The sequence below is a fragment of the Arthrobacter sp. H20 genome (assembly GCF_000520515.1).
Lineage (GTDB): Bacteria > Actinomycetota > Actinomycetes > Actinomycetales > Micrococcaceae > Arthrobacter_D.
On record NZ_KI914752.1, the window covers coordinates 64,806 to 79,410 of the forward strand.

Here is a 14,605-nt window from a genome sequence, read left to right on the forward strand (position 1 = left end):
GTGGCTGGCCCGGTGGAGCCGTAGCACCCGCCCAACATGTTGATCGACACGGCAAAGTACCGGGTGGTATCGATGGTTTTGCCCGGGCCTACCAGCTGGTCCCACCAGCCTTCCTCAGTCGAGTCCCCGCGGGCAACGTGGGTACTGCCGGTCAGCGCGTGCTGGATGAGGACGGCGTTCGACCCGTCGTCGTTGAGCGTTCCCCAGGTTTCGTAGGCGAGGCAAAGATCGGGGAGATGCCCCCCTGTTTCACAGGTAAAGGGACCCAGGTTGTGGGTGCTAACCACCCCATCAGGGTGCTTGGCTGGCGGTGGCACTCGTCGGGGTTCGCCCGGCTGTCCGGGGCCAGCGCCCTGATGTGTCGTCGGAATGGTTGTCACCGGTATCGCCCGCCTTGAAGTCCGCGCTTGCGCCGGGCACCATGCCCGCCGCCTGGTCGTCACCCGGGGCACCCCGCCGCGAAGGAGGGTTGCCGTCCAGCAAGCCGGGGCTCGGTAGAGCGGATAATCCGCTCCGTGCTGGCACTCGTGACCTGTTCCTAGATAACCCGATGGAGACACTCCCGCGCAAATATGTGAACGCCAGGTGACGGCTCTGATAGTCGTTCTCATGCTCGCGCAGGGCGGAACACGGCGAGCCTTCTCGAGTTAGGGTCCCCTAAGTCGAGACCCAGATCACAAAGTGCCAAGATGGGGCCATGCGCTTGGATCATGTCTCATATGCTTGTGAACCCGACGGCCTCGTAGCAACCGCCGGGAGGATTTCCGATGCCCTGGGTGTCGACCCGGTGAAGGGTGGTGTGCACCCCCGATTCGGCACGCGGAATATGATCTTTCCGATGCTGAATGGCCAGTACCTTGAGGTGGTCGAGGTCCTGAATCACCCCGCCTCGGACAAGGCCCCATTTGGACAAGCGGTCCGTGCCCGGTCTGAAGCTGGCGGGGGTTGGATGGGTTGGTGCGTCGCGGTCGATGATCTGGAACCCTTTGAAGCCAGGCTCGGGCGCAGCGCCGTGCCGGGCAACCGCAAATTCCCTGACGGACAGGAACTCACCTGGCAGCAGATCGGCATCAAGGGGCTGATCGCCGACCCGCAGGTTCCCTACATGCTGAGGTGGGATGACGGCACTGAGGCGCTGCACCCCTCACAGGCCAAGCCGGCGTCGGTGCGGCTCGATTCGCTGACCATCGCTGGCTCACCCGCCCGGATCGCTGAATGGCTGGGGACCCCGGCGACCGAACCGCTGGACGGCGTGGTTGTGCAGTGGGTAGCCCCAAACGGCACGCCCGGTATCATGTCGGTGACCTTCGAAACAGCCAACGGGCTGGTCGAAATCTAGCCAGCTACCTGGGGCGACCGGGAGCCTCGGCTAATCACCGATCCCGATCGCCGAACCGAAGAGGGCGAACCCCACAAAACCGGCAATGTCCAACAGCGCATGGGCAATGACCAGCGGCATCACCCGCTTGGTCCTGGTGTACGCATACCCGAAGATCAGGCCCATGATGAAGTTACCGATGAACGGCCCGAAGCCCTGGTACAGGTGGTAGCTGCCGCGAAGCAGGGCGCTGGTAACAATGACGACCGGCGTTGACCAGCGGAGCTGGCCCAGCCGGTGAAACAGGTAGCCCACCACAATGACCTCCTCGACCACAGCATGGCGCAGTGCTGACAGGATCAGCACCGGCACCGTCCACCAGTAGGCGTCAAGCGCCGCCGGTTCGATAGCGGTCGTGATGCCCAGCGCCCGCCCGGCCGCGTAGATCCCGAGCGTGCCGACGCCGATCACCGCGGCCAGGCCGAAGCCCAGGCCGAAGTCGACCTTCGGTCGGCTGAACGTGAAGCCGAGGGTGCGGAATGCCGATTTGCCGGGCTCGGTCAGCAGGAACAGGACGAGTAAGACAGGGATCAGCGCGAAGAAGATCCCGAGCAACTGGTAGGTGAGGTCAAAATACTGGCGGTCGTTGAGCACCGGATTCAGCCGGGTGGTTTGAGCCGCCAGCGGCGCCTGGCTCATCTTGTCGAGCAGGTTCACTATCGCGTAGACAGCTGATTGTCCGAGGGACAGCCCCAGGACAATGGCAATTTCGGCGGTGATTCGGCGGCGCTGGGCGGGCGCCAGGCTCGCCACCGTGGTCGGGGCCGGCGAAGCGGACGGCGAGGGCGCATCGGTAGACATGCCAGCCATCCTAATAGGCGTTCCTGAGGTTAGTCAGTCACCACCATTTGAGCGACAATCACTGCTGTGCCGTGGTCCTCGAATGATTGCTGCTGCTCGGGAGTGATCCCGGAATCGGTAATCAGGTTACTGAAGGTGTAGCCGGTCATGGTGGCAAAACACCTGGTGCCGATCTTCGAGGAGTCAGCGACAACATAGGCTCTCGACGCCCGCTTGGCAACCATCGCGTTGACAGCTGCTTCACCCTCGTCGCTGATGGTGGGGCCGACAATCGGGTCCAGTCCGTTGACTCCCACGAACGCGAAGTCAAGGGCCACCCGTTGCAGGACGGCGTCGGCGTAGGACCCCACCAGTTCGTAGGACCGGGGGTTGACGATGCCGCCGGTGACCATGATTTTGAAGTTCGGCCGGACGGCCAGTTGGGCGGCGATGTTGATCGCGTTGGTGACCACAGTGAGGGTTGGCTTTTTTGAGGGTTCCATCAGGTCACTACGCTTGCTCAGCGCCGACGCGATCGCTGTGCTGGTGGTGCCCCCGCACAGGCCGATCACCGCGCCCTTCGGGATCAGCTCACTTGCGGCTTGAGCGATTGCCCGCTTCTGCCCGGCGTGCGGGTCACGGTTGTACCTCCCCGGCAGGTCGTAGGCGACTGTTTCGATTGTCGCCCCGCCATGGGTGCGGGTGAGCAGCCGCTGCTCCGCGAGACTGTCCAGGTCCCGCCTGGCTGTCGCCGGCGACACCTTGAGCTTGTTGACAATCTCCTCAACGTCCACCTGACTCGCCTCGGACAGCAGGTCGAGGATGGCGCTGAGCCGTTCGGCGCGCTTCATTCAGCATTTCCTTTCCTGGCGGAATGGCCTGCCGCCGCCGCGAACAGGGTTAGCAGACGCGCCGTTTCTGGCTCGATGGCCGCACGCCCTGCGCCAATGTATTTGCGCGGGTCCACCGCGCTCGGATTGTGTTCGAGATACAGACGCACCGCGCGGGTGGAGAGGTGGTTCAAATGAGTGGAAACGTTGATCTTGGTCATTCCGGACCGGATTGCCGCGGCGAGTGTGTGATCGGAGACCCCTGAGGACCCGTGCAGCACCAGCGGCACGTCCAGTGCCGACTTAAGCACGGCAATGAGGTTCAGGTCCAACTCGGCACTCCGCTGGGTCATCGCGTGTGAGGAGCCGACCGCAACGGCGAGGGCGTCAACGCCGGTGGCCGCCACGAATGCGGCGGCCTCCGCCGGGTTCGTTCTGACGCCCGGGGCGTGCGCGCCGTCCTTACCCCCGATCCTGCCCAACTCCGCCTCGACATACACACCGCGCTCCCGTGCGTAGGCGGCGACACAGGTGGTGGTGGCAACATTGGCGTCGAAGTCGAGGGCCGCGCCGTCGAACATCACCGATCCGAACCCGAGGTCCACTGCCGCGAACGCCAACTCGGGATCCTCCGCATGGTCCAGATGCACGGCGACTGGAACCTGCGCAGACCGGGCGATGGCCAGGGTGGCGAGCGCGATCGGTTCCAGCCGCCGGTGGTACTTCACGCAGTTTTCGGAAATCTGGAGGATCACCGGCAGCCCCGCTGCTTCGGCTCCAGCCACAAGGGCCTCGGCGGTTTCTAACTGGATGACGTTGAAGGCTCCAATGCCGGCCTGGGTTGCTGCAGCGGCGGTCATTAGATCACGGGTCGGGATGAGGGTCATGCGCCGGCCTCCTGGTGTGGTTGGTGATGGTTTGATGGCTGCTGATCTGCCTGGCCGATGCTGACCGTGCGTTCGAGCACCCGATAGCCGGCGTCGAGTTCGCCGGCCGCTGGCATCAGGACTGCAGCGGCCGACCAGGCGGTCGCCAGCCGCAGCAGGGTCTCCCCGCTGGTGATGCCTGCGGCAAGCACGACGGCGATCGCGGCTACCGCTGCGTCCCCGGCGCCCGTCGGGTTCCCTTCGAACCGGGGCAGGGTCGCCTGCAGGGGTGGTTCATTCAGCCGGTAGAGGTACATTCCGTGCTCTCCGCAGCTGACCATCACAGTTCCCGCACCCCTGTCGAGCAGTATCCGGGCACCGCCCGAGATGGTAGTTGACCCTGTCGCTTCCAGGAGTTCCTGATGATTGGGTTTGAGGAAGTCGGCGCCGGCGTCGGCTGCCGCGAGGAGGGCTCCGCCGGAGGTGTCGATGATACTTCGAAGTCCGTGGGCCCGGGCGCGGCGGACCAGGGACGAGTAGAAATCCGGCGATGTGCCCTCAGGAAGGCTGCCGGAGCCCACCAGCACACCGGCACCGGTCAGATTTCTCTCCACCACCTGGTGCAGTGCATCCCAATCCGCATCGGTCAGGGGCCAGCCGGCCTCATTAAAAATACTCGTCTGCCCTGCCTCACCGTCGACGAAAGCCATGCTTCGTCGAGTGTCAGCTGCTACCTCGGTCAGCTCATGCGGGACGCCGCTGCCCACCAGTTCCGCCCTGAACTCGGCGCCCGTTGCACCCCCGACCGGCGCGACAGCGAACGCCTGATGACCGGCCTGATGCACCACTCTCGCTACGTTCAGGCCTTTCCCGCCCGCCCTCAACAGCGGAGCAGAGACCCGGTGCGAGGCGCCGGGGACGAGCTTTGGCACTTGGTAGGTGAGGTCGAGAGCCGGGTTGGCGGTAACGGTGACGATCGGTCCGCGGGGTCGAAGTGGTACTGGAGTGGCGGACTGCTCTGGGTGGCACGCCGTCATGGCGTGTCCAGCAGACTGCGGGCGCGCAGCGCAGCACCGATCAGCCCGGCGTCTTGACCCATTTGTGCCGACAGGAGGACCGGGCGGCGATGGAAGGAGAGGTTTTTCTCGACCTGTTGGCGTAGCGGGCCGAACAGCGCTTCACCGGCCTGGGCCAGGCCGCCGCCGATCACTACCGCCTCGGTGCCGAGGATCGCCACCAGTTGGGCGACGCTGAAGGCTAGGGCGGCGACGGCGTCGTCGATCACCCGCCGGGCGATGGTGTCCCCGTTCGCTGCCGCAGCAAACACGCCGCGCGCCCCGCTGACTGTCAGGCCGCTGAGCCCGGAGTAGCGGCAGGCGATTGCGCCGGCGGAGCCGACGGTTTCCAGGCATCCGTGAAGGCCACAGCTGCAGTCGAGGCCGCCGGGCACGAGGGCGTGCCCCAGTTCGCCGGCGTATCCGCTGGCCCGCACCCGCTCTCCGCCGGCGAACACGGCGCCGGCGATGCCGGTGCCGATAATCATTACCACCACATCGTCAAGCCCGCGGGCCGCGCCGAAGCGCATTTCGGCGTCGCCGGCGGCGCCGACGTCATGTCCGTAGGTGACCGGCAGCCCGGTTGCCTGCTGCAGCCGCTCGGCGAAGGGAAAGTCACGCCAGCCCAGGTTTGCCGAGTAGATGCCGACGCCGGTGACCTCGTCGACGAGGCCTGGTGCGATCAGACCGATGGCCCCGATGCTGTGGTCAGGCCAGGCTGCACGATACTCGGCGAGGAGCTCAGCGGATCGTTGGACAATGCTCTCCCCCGCCACCGCGGTCCTGGCGGGCGTCGCGGTGCGGCGGACGCCGAGCAGGGCTCCGCTCGGGTCCGCCAGCGCCGACTTCATGTCGGTGCCGCCCACGTCAATGGCGAGCACCAGCTCCGGGGGAAGCTCCGGGGTCGGGTGCGGCGTCGTCGGTGACCTCATGGTGGGGTTAGGAGCCAAGGACGACTGAGCGGGTCAGGTTGCGCGGCAGGTCGGGGTCCAGCCCGCGAGCCCGGGCCCTGGCCAGGGTGATCCTATGGATCTGAGCGAGGTCGGCCAGTGGGTGCCGCCCGGTGTGGATGTAGTCGGCGCCGGTGGGGGCGACGTCGTCGGCCAGCCCCGGAACGTCCTTGCCGAAGAGCCACACCACCCGGCCCGGGGCGGCGATCGAGATAGGTCCGTGCCGGTATTCCATGGCGGGATAGGACTCGGTCCAGCCCTGCACTCCTTCGCGCATCTTCAGGCCAGCCTCATGGGCGAGCCCCACGGTCCAGCCGGTGCCGAGGAAGGTGAACTGCTCAGCGTCGAGCATCTCCGGGCTGACCTCTTCCGCCAGTGCAACCTCGGCGTCCGTCACCGCCTGCTCCAGATCGATGCCTACGGAAGTCAGGAGATAGGCGAGGGCTGCTGTGGCAAAACGGGTCTGCACCACCGACTGCTCGTCCGCGTAGGGCAGGGCGACGACGTCGTCAGCCAACCCGATCGCCGGCGATTCGACGTCGCCGATCACGGCGATCACCCGGAGGCTTCCCTTGAGGACGGTCATGAGTTCAAGCACCTCGGTGGTGGTACCCGAGCGGGAGATGGCCACCACTGCGTCGTAGCCGCGGCCGGCGATGGCCGATGCCTCGGAGGCAGCGAACGCGTCGGTGATTCCCTTGCCGGCGCTCTCGCGGGCGGCGGCGTAGCTTTGCGCCATGAACCAGGAGGTGCCACAGCCAATCACCGCGACCCGCTCACCGTGATTGGGAAGCACATCCTCGGCTATCGCCTGGTTGATCGCCTGGCGCCAGACGACTGGCTGGGAGCGGAGCTCGCGGTCCATGTGCGCTCCGGCAAACACCGAGGATCCAGGTGCCTGGGTGGTGGGTTGGGACATCGGGCGCTCCTTTGTGATAACCGCGGCGTGGTCCGCGACTGATTAGTGATGACGTTTACGGGGGTAAAGCAATCAACACCAATCTAACCATCATCGACGCGATTTCGGCAGATGGGGCGCTGTAACGCTCAGGTATCGATCAGCGCGTCAGCTTGACGTGAGACATGGATCACGCAATTATCATTCCACTACGGATGAACAATAATGCTCATTCCAAGCGCAATACCGTCAACTTGTTGCAAGTATTCCTGTGCCAGCTGGAGCAGCTGCACCACCTTTGGGAAAACGAGGAAACCATGAAGAAATCCATCCGGACCGGATTTGTCGTAAGTGTTGCGGCGGCCGGTCTTTTGCTCACCTCCTGCGGCTTTGGCGGCGGAGAATCCGGCGGAGACGCAGAGGGCGGCACCACTCTCGACCTCCTGGTCCCCAGCTATTCCGACGGCAGCAAGGCGCTCTGGGAAGGCGTCATCGAAGAGTTCGAGGCGGCCAACGAGGGCATTACCGTCAACCTTCAGGTCGAGTCATGGGAAAACCTTGAGTCGGTGCTGAACACCCAGATCCAGGCCGGCGAGGCACCCGACATCTACAACGGCGGCGCGTTCTCCGCCTTCGCTACCGAGGGCCTGCTGTACTCGGCCGAGGAAATCGCCTCCCCGGAGACTCTCAGCGACTTCCAGGAATCCTTCGCAGCCAACGAACAGGTGGCCGGCACCCAGTATGCCCTGCCGCTGCTTGCCTCGGCGCGCGCCCTGTTCTACAACGAGGACCTGTTTCAGGAAGCCGGCGTTGACGGCGCTCCCACCACCTGGGACGAGCTGTACGACGCAGCCGAAGCGATCACCGAGACCGGTACTCCCGGCTACGGTATGCCGCTCGGATCGGAGGAGGCCCAGGGCGAGGCCCTCATCTGGATGGCCGGCAACGGCGGCGGGTTTGGTGACGCTGAGGAGATCACCGTCAACACCCCCGAGAACCTTGAGGCAGCCGAGTTCATGAAGCGCATGATCGACGATGGGCTGACCCAGGCCGACCCCGGTGCCACCCAGCGCACTCCGATGATCAACGTGTTCATCCAGGGGCAGATCGGCATGGTCTATGGCTTGCCGCAGACCGTCGGCCAGATCGAAGCTGAGAACCCTGACCTGAACTACGGTCTGGCGAACATCCCAACGGCGTCGGGCGAACCCGCCACCCTGGGTGTTGCCGACCGCCTGATGTCGTTCAAGAACGACGGCGATAAGGCCGAGGCTGTCACAGCGTTCATGGACCACTTCTTCGCCCCGGAGAACTACGTCGAATGGGTCAGCACCGAGGGTTTCCTGCCCACCACCATCAGCGGTGCAGAGCAGATGTCGGGCGACGAGACCTTGGCGCCGTTCCTGGAGATGCTGCCAAGCGCCCAGTTCTATCCCACCTCCAACCCGGCCTGGAACGCCACCGATGGTGCGTTCAAGAGCCTGTTTGGCCAGCTTGGGCAAGGAATGGAACCAGCCGAGGTGCTCGCCCAGATCCAAGCCGAAGCTGACGCAGCGGCCGAGTAGCCTACAGCCAGTACCGGCGTGGTCCGCGCCGGTACTGGCCCCTAACCATTGGCGGTAGAGAATGAGCTATTTACGATGAGCGCACAGCCTGTACTGGCCGGCCCGCCCGCGTCCCACGGACGAAAGCGCCGCAGACAAAACTCCGACGGTCTCCCTGCCGCCCTCCCCTGGATCGGCCCGGTCCTCCTCCTGATCTTTGCGATCGTGATCTTCCCCGCCGGGTTCATGATCTTCAACTCCACCCGGGACATCAGCCAGAGCGGCATCGACCAGGGCACCGCGGGGTTCGTTAACTTCGCCGAGGTGTTCTCCGACCCCAACCTCCCGCGGGTGCTACTGAACACAGTGGTCTGGGTCGTCGTCGTCGTGTCGCTGACAGTGCTCATTTCCCTGGTATTGGCCCAGTTCCTCAACAAACCCTTTCCCGGCCGCACCCTGGTCAGGATGGCGGTGGTGGTCCCCTGGGCTGCGAGCGTGGTCATGACCACCACGGTGTTCTACTACGGTCTCGATAGCAACTACGGGATCATGAACACGTTCCTCGTCGATATTGGCATCCTCGACTCGCCGTATGGCTTCACTAAGAACGTGTTTCCAGCGCTCGGGGTGGCCATCATCGTCGCGGTGTTTGTGTCCATCCCGTTCACCGCCTACACCCTCTTGGCTGGGTTGCAGTCAGTCCCTGAGGACGCGCTCGAAGCCGCCAAGATGGACGGTGCGGGCCCGTTCCGCACCTACTTCAGCATCGTGCTACCCCAGCTTCGTGGAGCCCTCGCCGTCGCGGTGCTGATCAATATCATCAACGTGTTCAATAACTTGCCGATTCTCAGAATTATCACTGGATCGATCCCCGGCTATCAGGCCGACACCCTCATGACCTACATCTTCAAGGTGCTGCAGTTTGACCGACGGGTGGACCTTGCCAGTGCCCTCAGCGTGGTCAACTTCGCCATCGTCATTGTGATCGTTGCGGCGTACGTGAAAATCGTCAAGCCGATGAAGGAGGCCTAGGCATGTCCACCACCACCCTCAATGATTCGGAACGCTCAGCACTGCCCCCGGTAAAAACACGTCAAAAACGGTACGGCGCCGATCAGGTTTCCGGGCGCAGGATGGGCCTGCGGATGGCTATCGGCGCCGTCGTAGCCCTGGTGTTCCTGCTGCCCTACGCCATCATGCTGGTGGGCTCGCTGAAGACTCGGTCAGAAATCCTCGCTGTGCCGCCCGCGTACTTCCCCACAGAGGGCCTGCAGTGGAGCAACTATGCGACCATGTGGGAGACCCCTGAGACGCCGCTGCCCTACAACCTGATCTCGACGATCATCATCGCGGTTTTCGCAACCCTTCTGGTGCTTTTGGTAGCGACCCCGGCGGCTTACTACACGGCCAGGTTCCGGTTCCCTGGAAAGACTGTGTTCCTGTTCCTTGTCATTGTGACGCAGATGCTGCAACCGGCGGTCCTGACCGCCGGCCTGTTCAGGGAGATGCTGCTGCTGGGCATCAACGACACCTGGCTGGCGATGATCCTGATCAATGCAGCGTTCAACCTGTCCTTCGCCCTGTGGATCATGCATAGTTTCTTCGCCGCGATCCCGAAGGAGATTGACGAGGCCGCCCAGCTCGATGGCGCCGGCAAGCTCACGGTGATGTTCCGGGTGAACCTGCCGCTGGTCTGGCCCGGCATCGTGACAGCAGTCATCTTCACGTTCGTGTCGTCGTGGAACGAGTTTGCGGCGTCGCTGGTGATCATGTCGACGGCGGAGAACCAGCCCCTGTCCGTGGCCCTGACCAAGTTCATCGGACAGTATGCAACCTCGTGGCAGTACGTGTTTGGCATCTCAATTGTCGCGATCATTCCGGTCATTATTCTGTTCGCGCTGATCGAGAAGCGCCTGATCGGTGGCCTCACAGCCGGCGCCGTGAAGTAGCACCTCAACCGCCAACCTAGCTCGGGTGTTCAGGAATAGTTGGGGAGCTCCTGCAGCGACCACTCATTGCCGTCCGGATCGGCGAAGTAGACGAACCGGCCCCATTCCATTTCTTCGACGCCCCGTGCCGTCACTCCATGATCGGTCAGGTGTTTGAGCGCGTCGTCGGCGTTGGGCACCACGATCATGACACCCTGCTGCGACCCGGGCGGCATCTCGGTGAGGCCAGTTCCCAGCACGATGGAGCACGCAGACCCCGGCGGTGTCAGCTGAACGAAGCGGAGGTTCTCGTCAACCTGCTGGTCATGATCGGCGACGAAACCGACCTGGTCGACGTAAAACGCTTTCGCCCGGTCAACATCGGTGACGGGTATCGGGACAACTTCGATCTTCCAGTCCAGCATTTCCAGTCCTCTCGGTAGGTGTCGCGAGTCCACCCGGTGGCGGATACTGGTCACAGCCTAGAACCCAAAGCGGTCAGATTCCGTCCGCATTGTTTATCACTTCTCCCCCAGCCCGGTGCTGACGCCCTGTTTCCAGACCGCGTAGGTCAGCGGGATACCGGGCCGGTACGCCAGATGGGTCGCGGACGGGGCGTTCAGCAACTGCAGGTCAGCCCGATGCCCGACGGCGAGGGAGCCGACCGCACGGGCGCCGTCGTCGTCGGTCCCTGCCTCCCGGTGCAGGGCGAGTGCACCACCGAAGGTGGCGGCGCGGATGGCCTCCTGCACGCTGAGCCCCATCTGCAGGACTGCTGTCGTCACGCAGTAGGCCATCGATGTGGTGTAGGACGTGCCGGGGTTGCAGTTGGAGGCCAGGGCAATCTTGACGCCGGCGTCGAGCAGTTTGCGGCCGGGCGCCAGCGGCTGGCGGGTGGACAGGTCGCAGGCGGGCAGACAGGTCGCCACCGTTCCGCGGGTGCCTGAAGTCCCGCGGTCGCCCGCGCCGTCATCCCACCCGGACCAGGTTCCGGCGAGGGCATCAATGTCAGCTGCATCAAGATAGTTCACATGGTCCACGCTGGCCGCGCCGAACTCGACGGCGAGCTGCACTCCCTCACCGTGGCCCAGTTGGTTTCCATGGACCCGGAGCCCCAGCCCGGCGTCCCGGCACGCGCCCAGGATCTCGCGGGACTGCTCAGCGGTGAAAGCGCCACGCTCGCAGAACACGTCAGCGAAGCTGACGTAGGGTCTGACGGCATCGAGCATTGGCCCGCAGACCAGGCGCACATAGTCGTCCGGGGCCATCCCGGCAGGGATGAGATGGGCGCCGAGATACGTCACTTCGTCGACGGCGCCGGCCGCGATGCGCGCGCTGCGGCCCTCGTGCTCGACGTCGAGCCCATACCCGGTCTTGGTCTCAAGATAGGTAGTGCCGCCCGCATTGGCCTCGGCGACCCGGCCCAGGAGCAGCCGGGTGAGATCGTAGTCGGAGGCGGCGCGGGTAGCCTCAGTGGTGACAGCGATCCCGCCCGCTGCATAGTCCTCGCCCGCCATCCGTGCCTCGAACTCGGCGGTGCGGTCCCCGGCGAAAACGAGATGGGTGTGACTGTCCACCCAGCCCGGAAGACCGGCCCGCCCCTGAGCATCGATCATTTCATCAGCAGCGGGGGCGTCCGACGCTGAACCGATCCAGCTGATCCGCTCCCCCTCGAAGACCACCGCTGCATTCTTCAGGACGGCGTGGTCGCTGTCCTGGGTTGATAATTCACCGATGTTCGTAATCAACTTGCTCATGAGTCCCCCTCCATTGTGCTGGCCAGCAGGGCGGCCGGATCACCGAGGATGAGGTGGTATCCGTCGCGCGCCACCAGACGACCGGCGATGACGACGGCGGTCACGTCCGCCGCAGTGGCGGTGAGGGGTAGCTGGGCGGCGGTGGATCCAGCGGTGCGGACCGATGTTGGGTTCACGCTGACCAGGTCGCAGGGGCTGCCCACGCTGAGGGCAGCCACCGGGGTGGCCATGGAGCGGGCGGCACCGGTGGTCGCAGCGTCGAGCAGGTCTGCCGGGGTAAAGCGTCCGCGCTGGCCTGAGCCCAACCGTTCCCCGTGTTCGAGAGCCCGCATTTCCAGCCACGGGTCAATCACCGCGTGCTGATCGGTACCCAGCGCAATCCGGGTGCCAGCGTCGCGCAGTGCCCGGGCAGGTCCGATCCCGTCGGCGAGATCGGCCTCGGTGGTGGGGCACAGGACTGCTGTAGTGCCGGCCCGGCCCAGCAGGGCAATGTCCTCAGGGGTGAGGTGGGTGGCGTGCACTACGCTCAGCCGGTCGGTGAGGAGCCCGTATCGATGGAGCAGACCTGTCGGCGTGGTGCCGTAGTGCTCCAGACAGTCGGCGTTTTCGGCTGGTTGTTCCGACAGGTGGACGTGGAGGGGAACATCGGTGGGGAGGCCTGCGGCGAGGGTCCGGAGCGCGTCTTCGGGGACGGCGCGGACCGAATGCAGGGCCGCGCCGACAGTGACGAATGCGGGGTCAAACTGTGTGGCGACAGTCCCCCGGAGGGAAGTGAACCGCTCAAGCCAGGCGCCGGCGTCGGGGTCCCCGAACCGTTCCTGGTCCGGGACCAGCCGCTGGCCGATGCCGCCGGCGAGGTAACAGGTGTCCAGCAGGGTGAGACGGATTCCGGCAGTGACCGCCGCACGGCACAGGGCGAGCTCCATTGCGTGCTGCCCGTCGTCGTCGGGCCCGTACGGTGTACCACCGACCTGGTGGTGGACGTAGTGGAACTCGGCGACGCTGGACCATCCGGTGACCACCATCTCGGCGAATACCGCAGTGGCGAGGCGTTCGTAACCGGCCGGGGTCAGTTGCCCGGCGGCCCGGTACATTTCCCTGCGCCACACCCAGAAGTCGCCGCCGCCGTCGTGGGTCCGGCCCCGGAGCATCCGGTGGAAGGCGTGCGAATGGGCGTTGGCAGCGGCCGGGAACACCACTCCGGTCAGGTCCCTGCTGTCGCCCTGTGCTGCATCAACGTCGGCTGTGAGGGCGGTTATCGTACCGGCGTCACCGATCTCGATGCGCACCCGGGACCGGATGCCCTGTCCCGCGACCCAGGCCTGCTCACACCAAAACGTGCTCACAGCAAGTCTTCCAACACGTCGGCGAGCGCCGTTGACGCCAGATCCGCGTCGGAGCGTTCAACGAACTCCTCCGGCGAGTGGCTGATGCCGGTCGGATTGCGGATGTAGACCATGCCCGAGGGAACGTAGCCGGCCAGCACCCCGGCGTCGTGCCCAGCACCGGTGGGAAGGGTGGGCACCGGGAGGTTGCCGTTCGACTGGCTGAGGGAGTTTTGCAGCTGGCGTTGCAGGGTCGAGTCGAACTGGACAGTACTGCTGAAGGATTCCTCGGTCAGGGTCACTGAACACCCTTCGAACGCTGCGGCTTTCTGCGCCTGGCCGTGGATTGACTCAACGAGTGCCGCGGTTACCGAGTTGTCGGGGTGGCGGACGTCCAGCCACAGGTCGACGCGCGATGCGATGACGTTGGTGCCGCCTGGCACGGGCTGCAGGCGTCCTACAGTGGCACGGGCATCATCCTGACCTTCCGCAACTCTGCGGATGGCCAGCACAATCTGCGCGGCGACGATCATCGGGTCGGCGCGGTGGGCCATCAGGGTGGTACCGGCATGGTTGCCCTGGCCCTCTACGCTCAACCGCCAGCGTCCGTGCCCGAGGATTGATGAGCCGACGCCGACTGGCGCATCCAGGTCGATTAGCGCCCTCCCCTGTTCGACGTGGAGTTCGACGAAGTCGCCGATGGTCCGCAGTGCTTCCTCGTCCCGCCCGAGATGTGCTGGGTCCAGTCCGTTCGCTCGGCTGACGTCGGCGAAGGTGTTACCGGCCGGGTCTTTGAGGTTCCGCACCCGGTCGGCGTCGATAGCGCCGGTGAGCAGCCGTGACCCGAGGCAGGCGATCCCGAACCGGGAACCTTCCTCCTCGGGGAACACAGCTACGGCAAGACCGCGGCGAGGTTCAACCCCGCGTTCCTTCAGCTCGTCGACGGCGGCCAGCGCCGCTGCAACGCCGAGTGGACCATCGAACGCCCCACCACCTGGTACCGAGTCGAGGTGGCTTCCCGTGACGAGAGCTCCGGTCCGGTTCCCCGACGCGGTATCCCACCAGCCCCACATGATGCCGTTGCGGTCGGTGCTGACCTCAAGCCCGCGTTTCGAGGCTTCGGCAGTGAACCATTCGCGGAGCTCCAGCTCCGGGGTAGAGAACACTTGCCGTGAATAACCTCCCCGGGCAGAATCCCGTCCGACGTCGGAAATCGATTCCAGCAGATGACTTACGGTGTTCATTAAAACTCTCCAGGTACGACGCTTCGCGGACGACGACGAACGGGTGGCCC

14 protein-coding genes, 1 pseudogene and 1 riboswitch are annotated in these 14,605 nt (G+C 64.9%); of the genes and pseudogenes, 4 read left to right on the forward strand and 11 right to left on the reverse strand.

Annotated elements, in window-relative coordinates:
• A pseudogene (locus Y703_RS22435) lies at positions 1-287 on the reverse strand (homoserine O-acetyltransferase); the annotation flags it as partial.
• A 111-nt stretch (positions 288-398) separates the two neighbouring features.
• Positions 399-533, reverse strand: a riboswitch (SAM riboswitch).
• A gap of 164 nt (positions 534-697) precedes the next feature.
• Between Y703_RS22435 and Y703_RS0114810 the strand changes: the two are divergent.
• Complete coding sequence (locus Y703_RS0114810) at positions 698-1,339, forward strand: VOC family protein (protein WP_026553328.1); 642 nt, start codon at positions 698-700, stop codon at positions 1,337-1,339.
• Between the two features lie 30 nt (positions 1,340-1,369).
• Here the strand turns inward: Y703_RS0114810 and Y703_RS0114815 are convergent, their stop codons facing one another.
• Genes Y703_RS0114815 through Y703_RS0114840 form a run of 6 tightly spaced genes read right to left on the reverse strand, consistent with a single transcriptional unit; the run spans position 1,370 to position 6,778 of the window.
• A complete protein-coding gene (locus Y703_RS0114815; protein ID WP_051427641.1) occupies positions 1,370-2,179 on the reverse strand; it encodes a CPBP family intramembrane glutamic endopeptidase in 810 nt (269 codons plus the stop codon).
• Between the two features lie 29 nt (positions 2,180-2,208).
• Positions 2,209-3,009: a DeoR/GlpR family DNA-binding transcription regulator gene (locus tag Y703_RS0114820; protein WP_026553330.1), complete on the reverse strand. Its 801-nt coding sequence runs from the start codon at positions 3,007-3,009 to the stop codon at positions 2,209-2,211.
• Positions 3,006-3,875 (reverse strand): class II fructose-bisphosphate aldolase, encoded by an 870-nt coding sequence (locus Y703_RS0114825; protein WP_026553331.1) that lies wholly within the window; start codon positions 3,873-3,875, stop codon positions 3,006-3,008. Before Y703_RS0114825 ends, Y703_RS0114820 begins: the two co-directional genes overlap by 4 nt.
• Positions 3,872-4,891, reverse strand: a complete 1,020-nt coding sequence (locus tag Y703_RS0114830) for a 1-phosphofructokinase family hexose kinase (protein ID WP_051427632.1) — start codon at positions 4,889-4,891, stop codon at positions 3,872-3,874. The genes Y703_RS0114825 and Y703_RS0114830 overlap by 4 nt, the downstream gene beginning before the upstream one ends.
• A complete protein-coding gene (locus Y703_RS0114835) occupies positions 4,888-5,841 on the reverse strand; it encodes an ROK family protein (protein WP_051427633.1) in 954 nt (317 codons plus the stop codon). The genes Y703_RS0114830 and Y703_RS0114835 overlap by 4 nt, the downstream gene beginning before the upstream one ends.
• A 7-nt stretch (positions 5,842-5,848) precedes the next feature.
• Positions 5,849-6,778, reverse strand: a complete 930-nt coding sequence (locus Y703_RS0114840) for an SIS domain-containing protein (protein WP_051427634.1) — start codon at positions 6,776-6,778, stop codon at positions 5,849-5,851.
• Between the two features lie 194 nt (positions 6,779-6,972).
• On the opposite strand from Y703_RS0114840, the gene Y703_RS0114845 reads away from it, so the two are divergent.
• From Y703_RS0114845 to Y703_RS0114855, 3 genes are all read left to right on the forward strand, one after another.
• Positions 6,973-8,322 (forward strand): extracellular solute-binding protein, encoded by a 1,350-nt coding sequence (locus tag Y703_RS0114845; protein WP_253908076.1) that lies wholly within the window; start codon positions 6,973-6,975, stop codon positions 8,320-8,322.
• 75 nt (positions 8,323-8,397) lie between these two features.
• Positions 8,398-9,333 carry a carbohydrate ABC transporter permease gene (locus tag Y703_RS0114850; RefSeq protein ID WP_051427635.1) on the forward strand — a complete coding sequence of 312 codons (936 nt, stop codon included), beginning with the start codon at positions 8,398-8,400 and terminating at the stop codon, positions 9,331-9,333.
• Positions 9,334-9,335: 2 nt separating this feature from the next.
• Positions 9,336-10,250 (forward strand): carbohydrate ABC transporter permease, encoded by a 915-nt coding sequence (locus Y703_RS0114855; protein WP_216698908.1) that lies wholly within the window; start codon positions 9,336-9,338, stop codon positions 10,248-10,250.
• A 29-nt stretch (positions 10,251-10,279) separates the two neighbouring features.
• Here the strand turns inward: Y703_RS0114855 and Y703_RS0114860 are convergent, their stop codons facing one another.
• The 4 genes from Y703_RS0114860 to Y703_RS0114875 all read right to left on the reverse strand — a co-directional run bounded on the left by Y703_RS0114860 (position 10,280) and on the right by Y703_RS0114875 (position 14,555).
• Entirely contained in the window at positions 10,280-10,654 is a 375-nt protein-coding gene (locus tag Y703_RS0114860) for a glyoxalase superfamily protein (RefSeq protein ID WP_216698909.1), read from the reverse strand.
• Positions 10,655-10,750: 96 nt separating this feature from the next.
• On the reverse strand, positions 10,751-11,986 hold the full coding sequence (locus tag Y703_RS0114865; protein ID WP_026553339.1) for an amidohydrolase family protein: 1,236 nt from the start codon (positions 11,984-11,986) through the stop codon (positions 10,751-10,753).
• The gene (locus Y703_RS0114870; protein WP_026553340.1) at positions 11,983-13,332 is read right to left on the reverse strand and encodes a formimidoylglutamate deiminase; all 1,350 of its coding nucleotides are present in this window, start codon (positions 13,330-13,332) and stop codon (positions 11,983-11,985) included. Before Y703_RS0114870 ends, Y703_RS0114865 begins: the two co-directional genes overlap by 4 nt.
• Positions 13,329-14,555: an allantoate amidohydrolase gene (locus Y703_RS0114875; RefSeq protein ID WP_026553341.1), complete on the reverse strand. Its 1,227-nt coding sequence runs from the start codon at positions 14,553-14,555 to the stop codon at positions 13,329-13,331. Before Y703_RS0114875 ends, Y703_RS0114870 begins: the two co-directional genes overlap by 4 nt.
• Positions 14,556-14,605 lie beyond the last annotated feature (50 nt).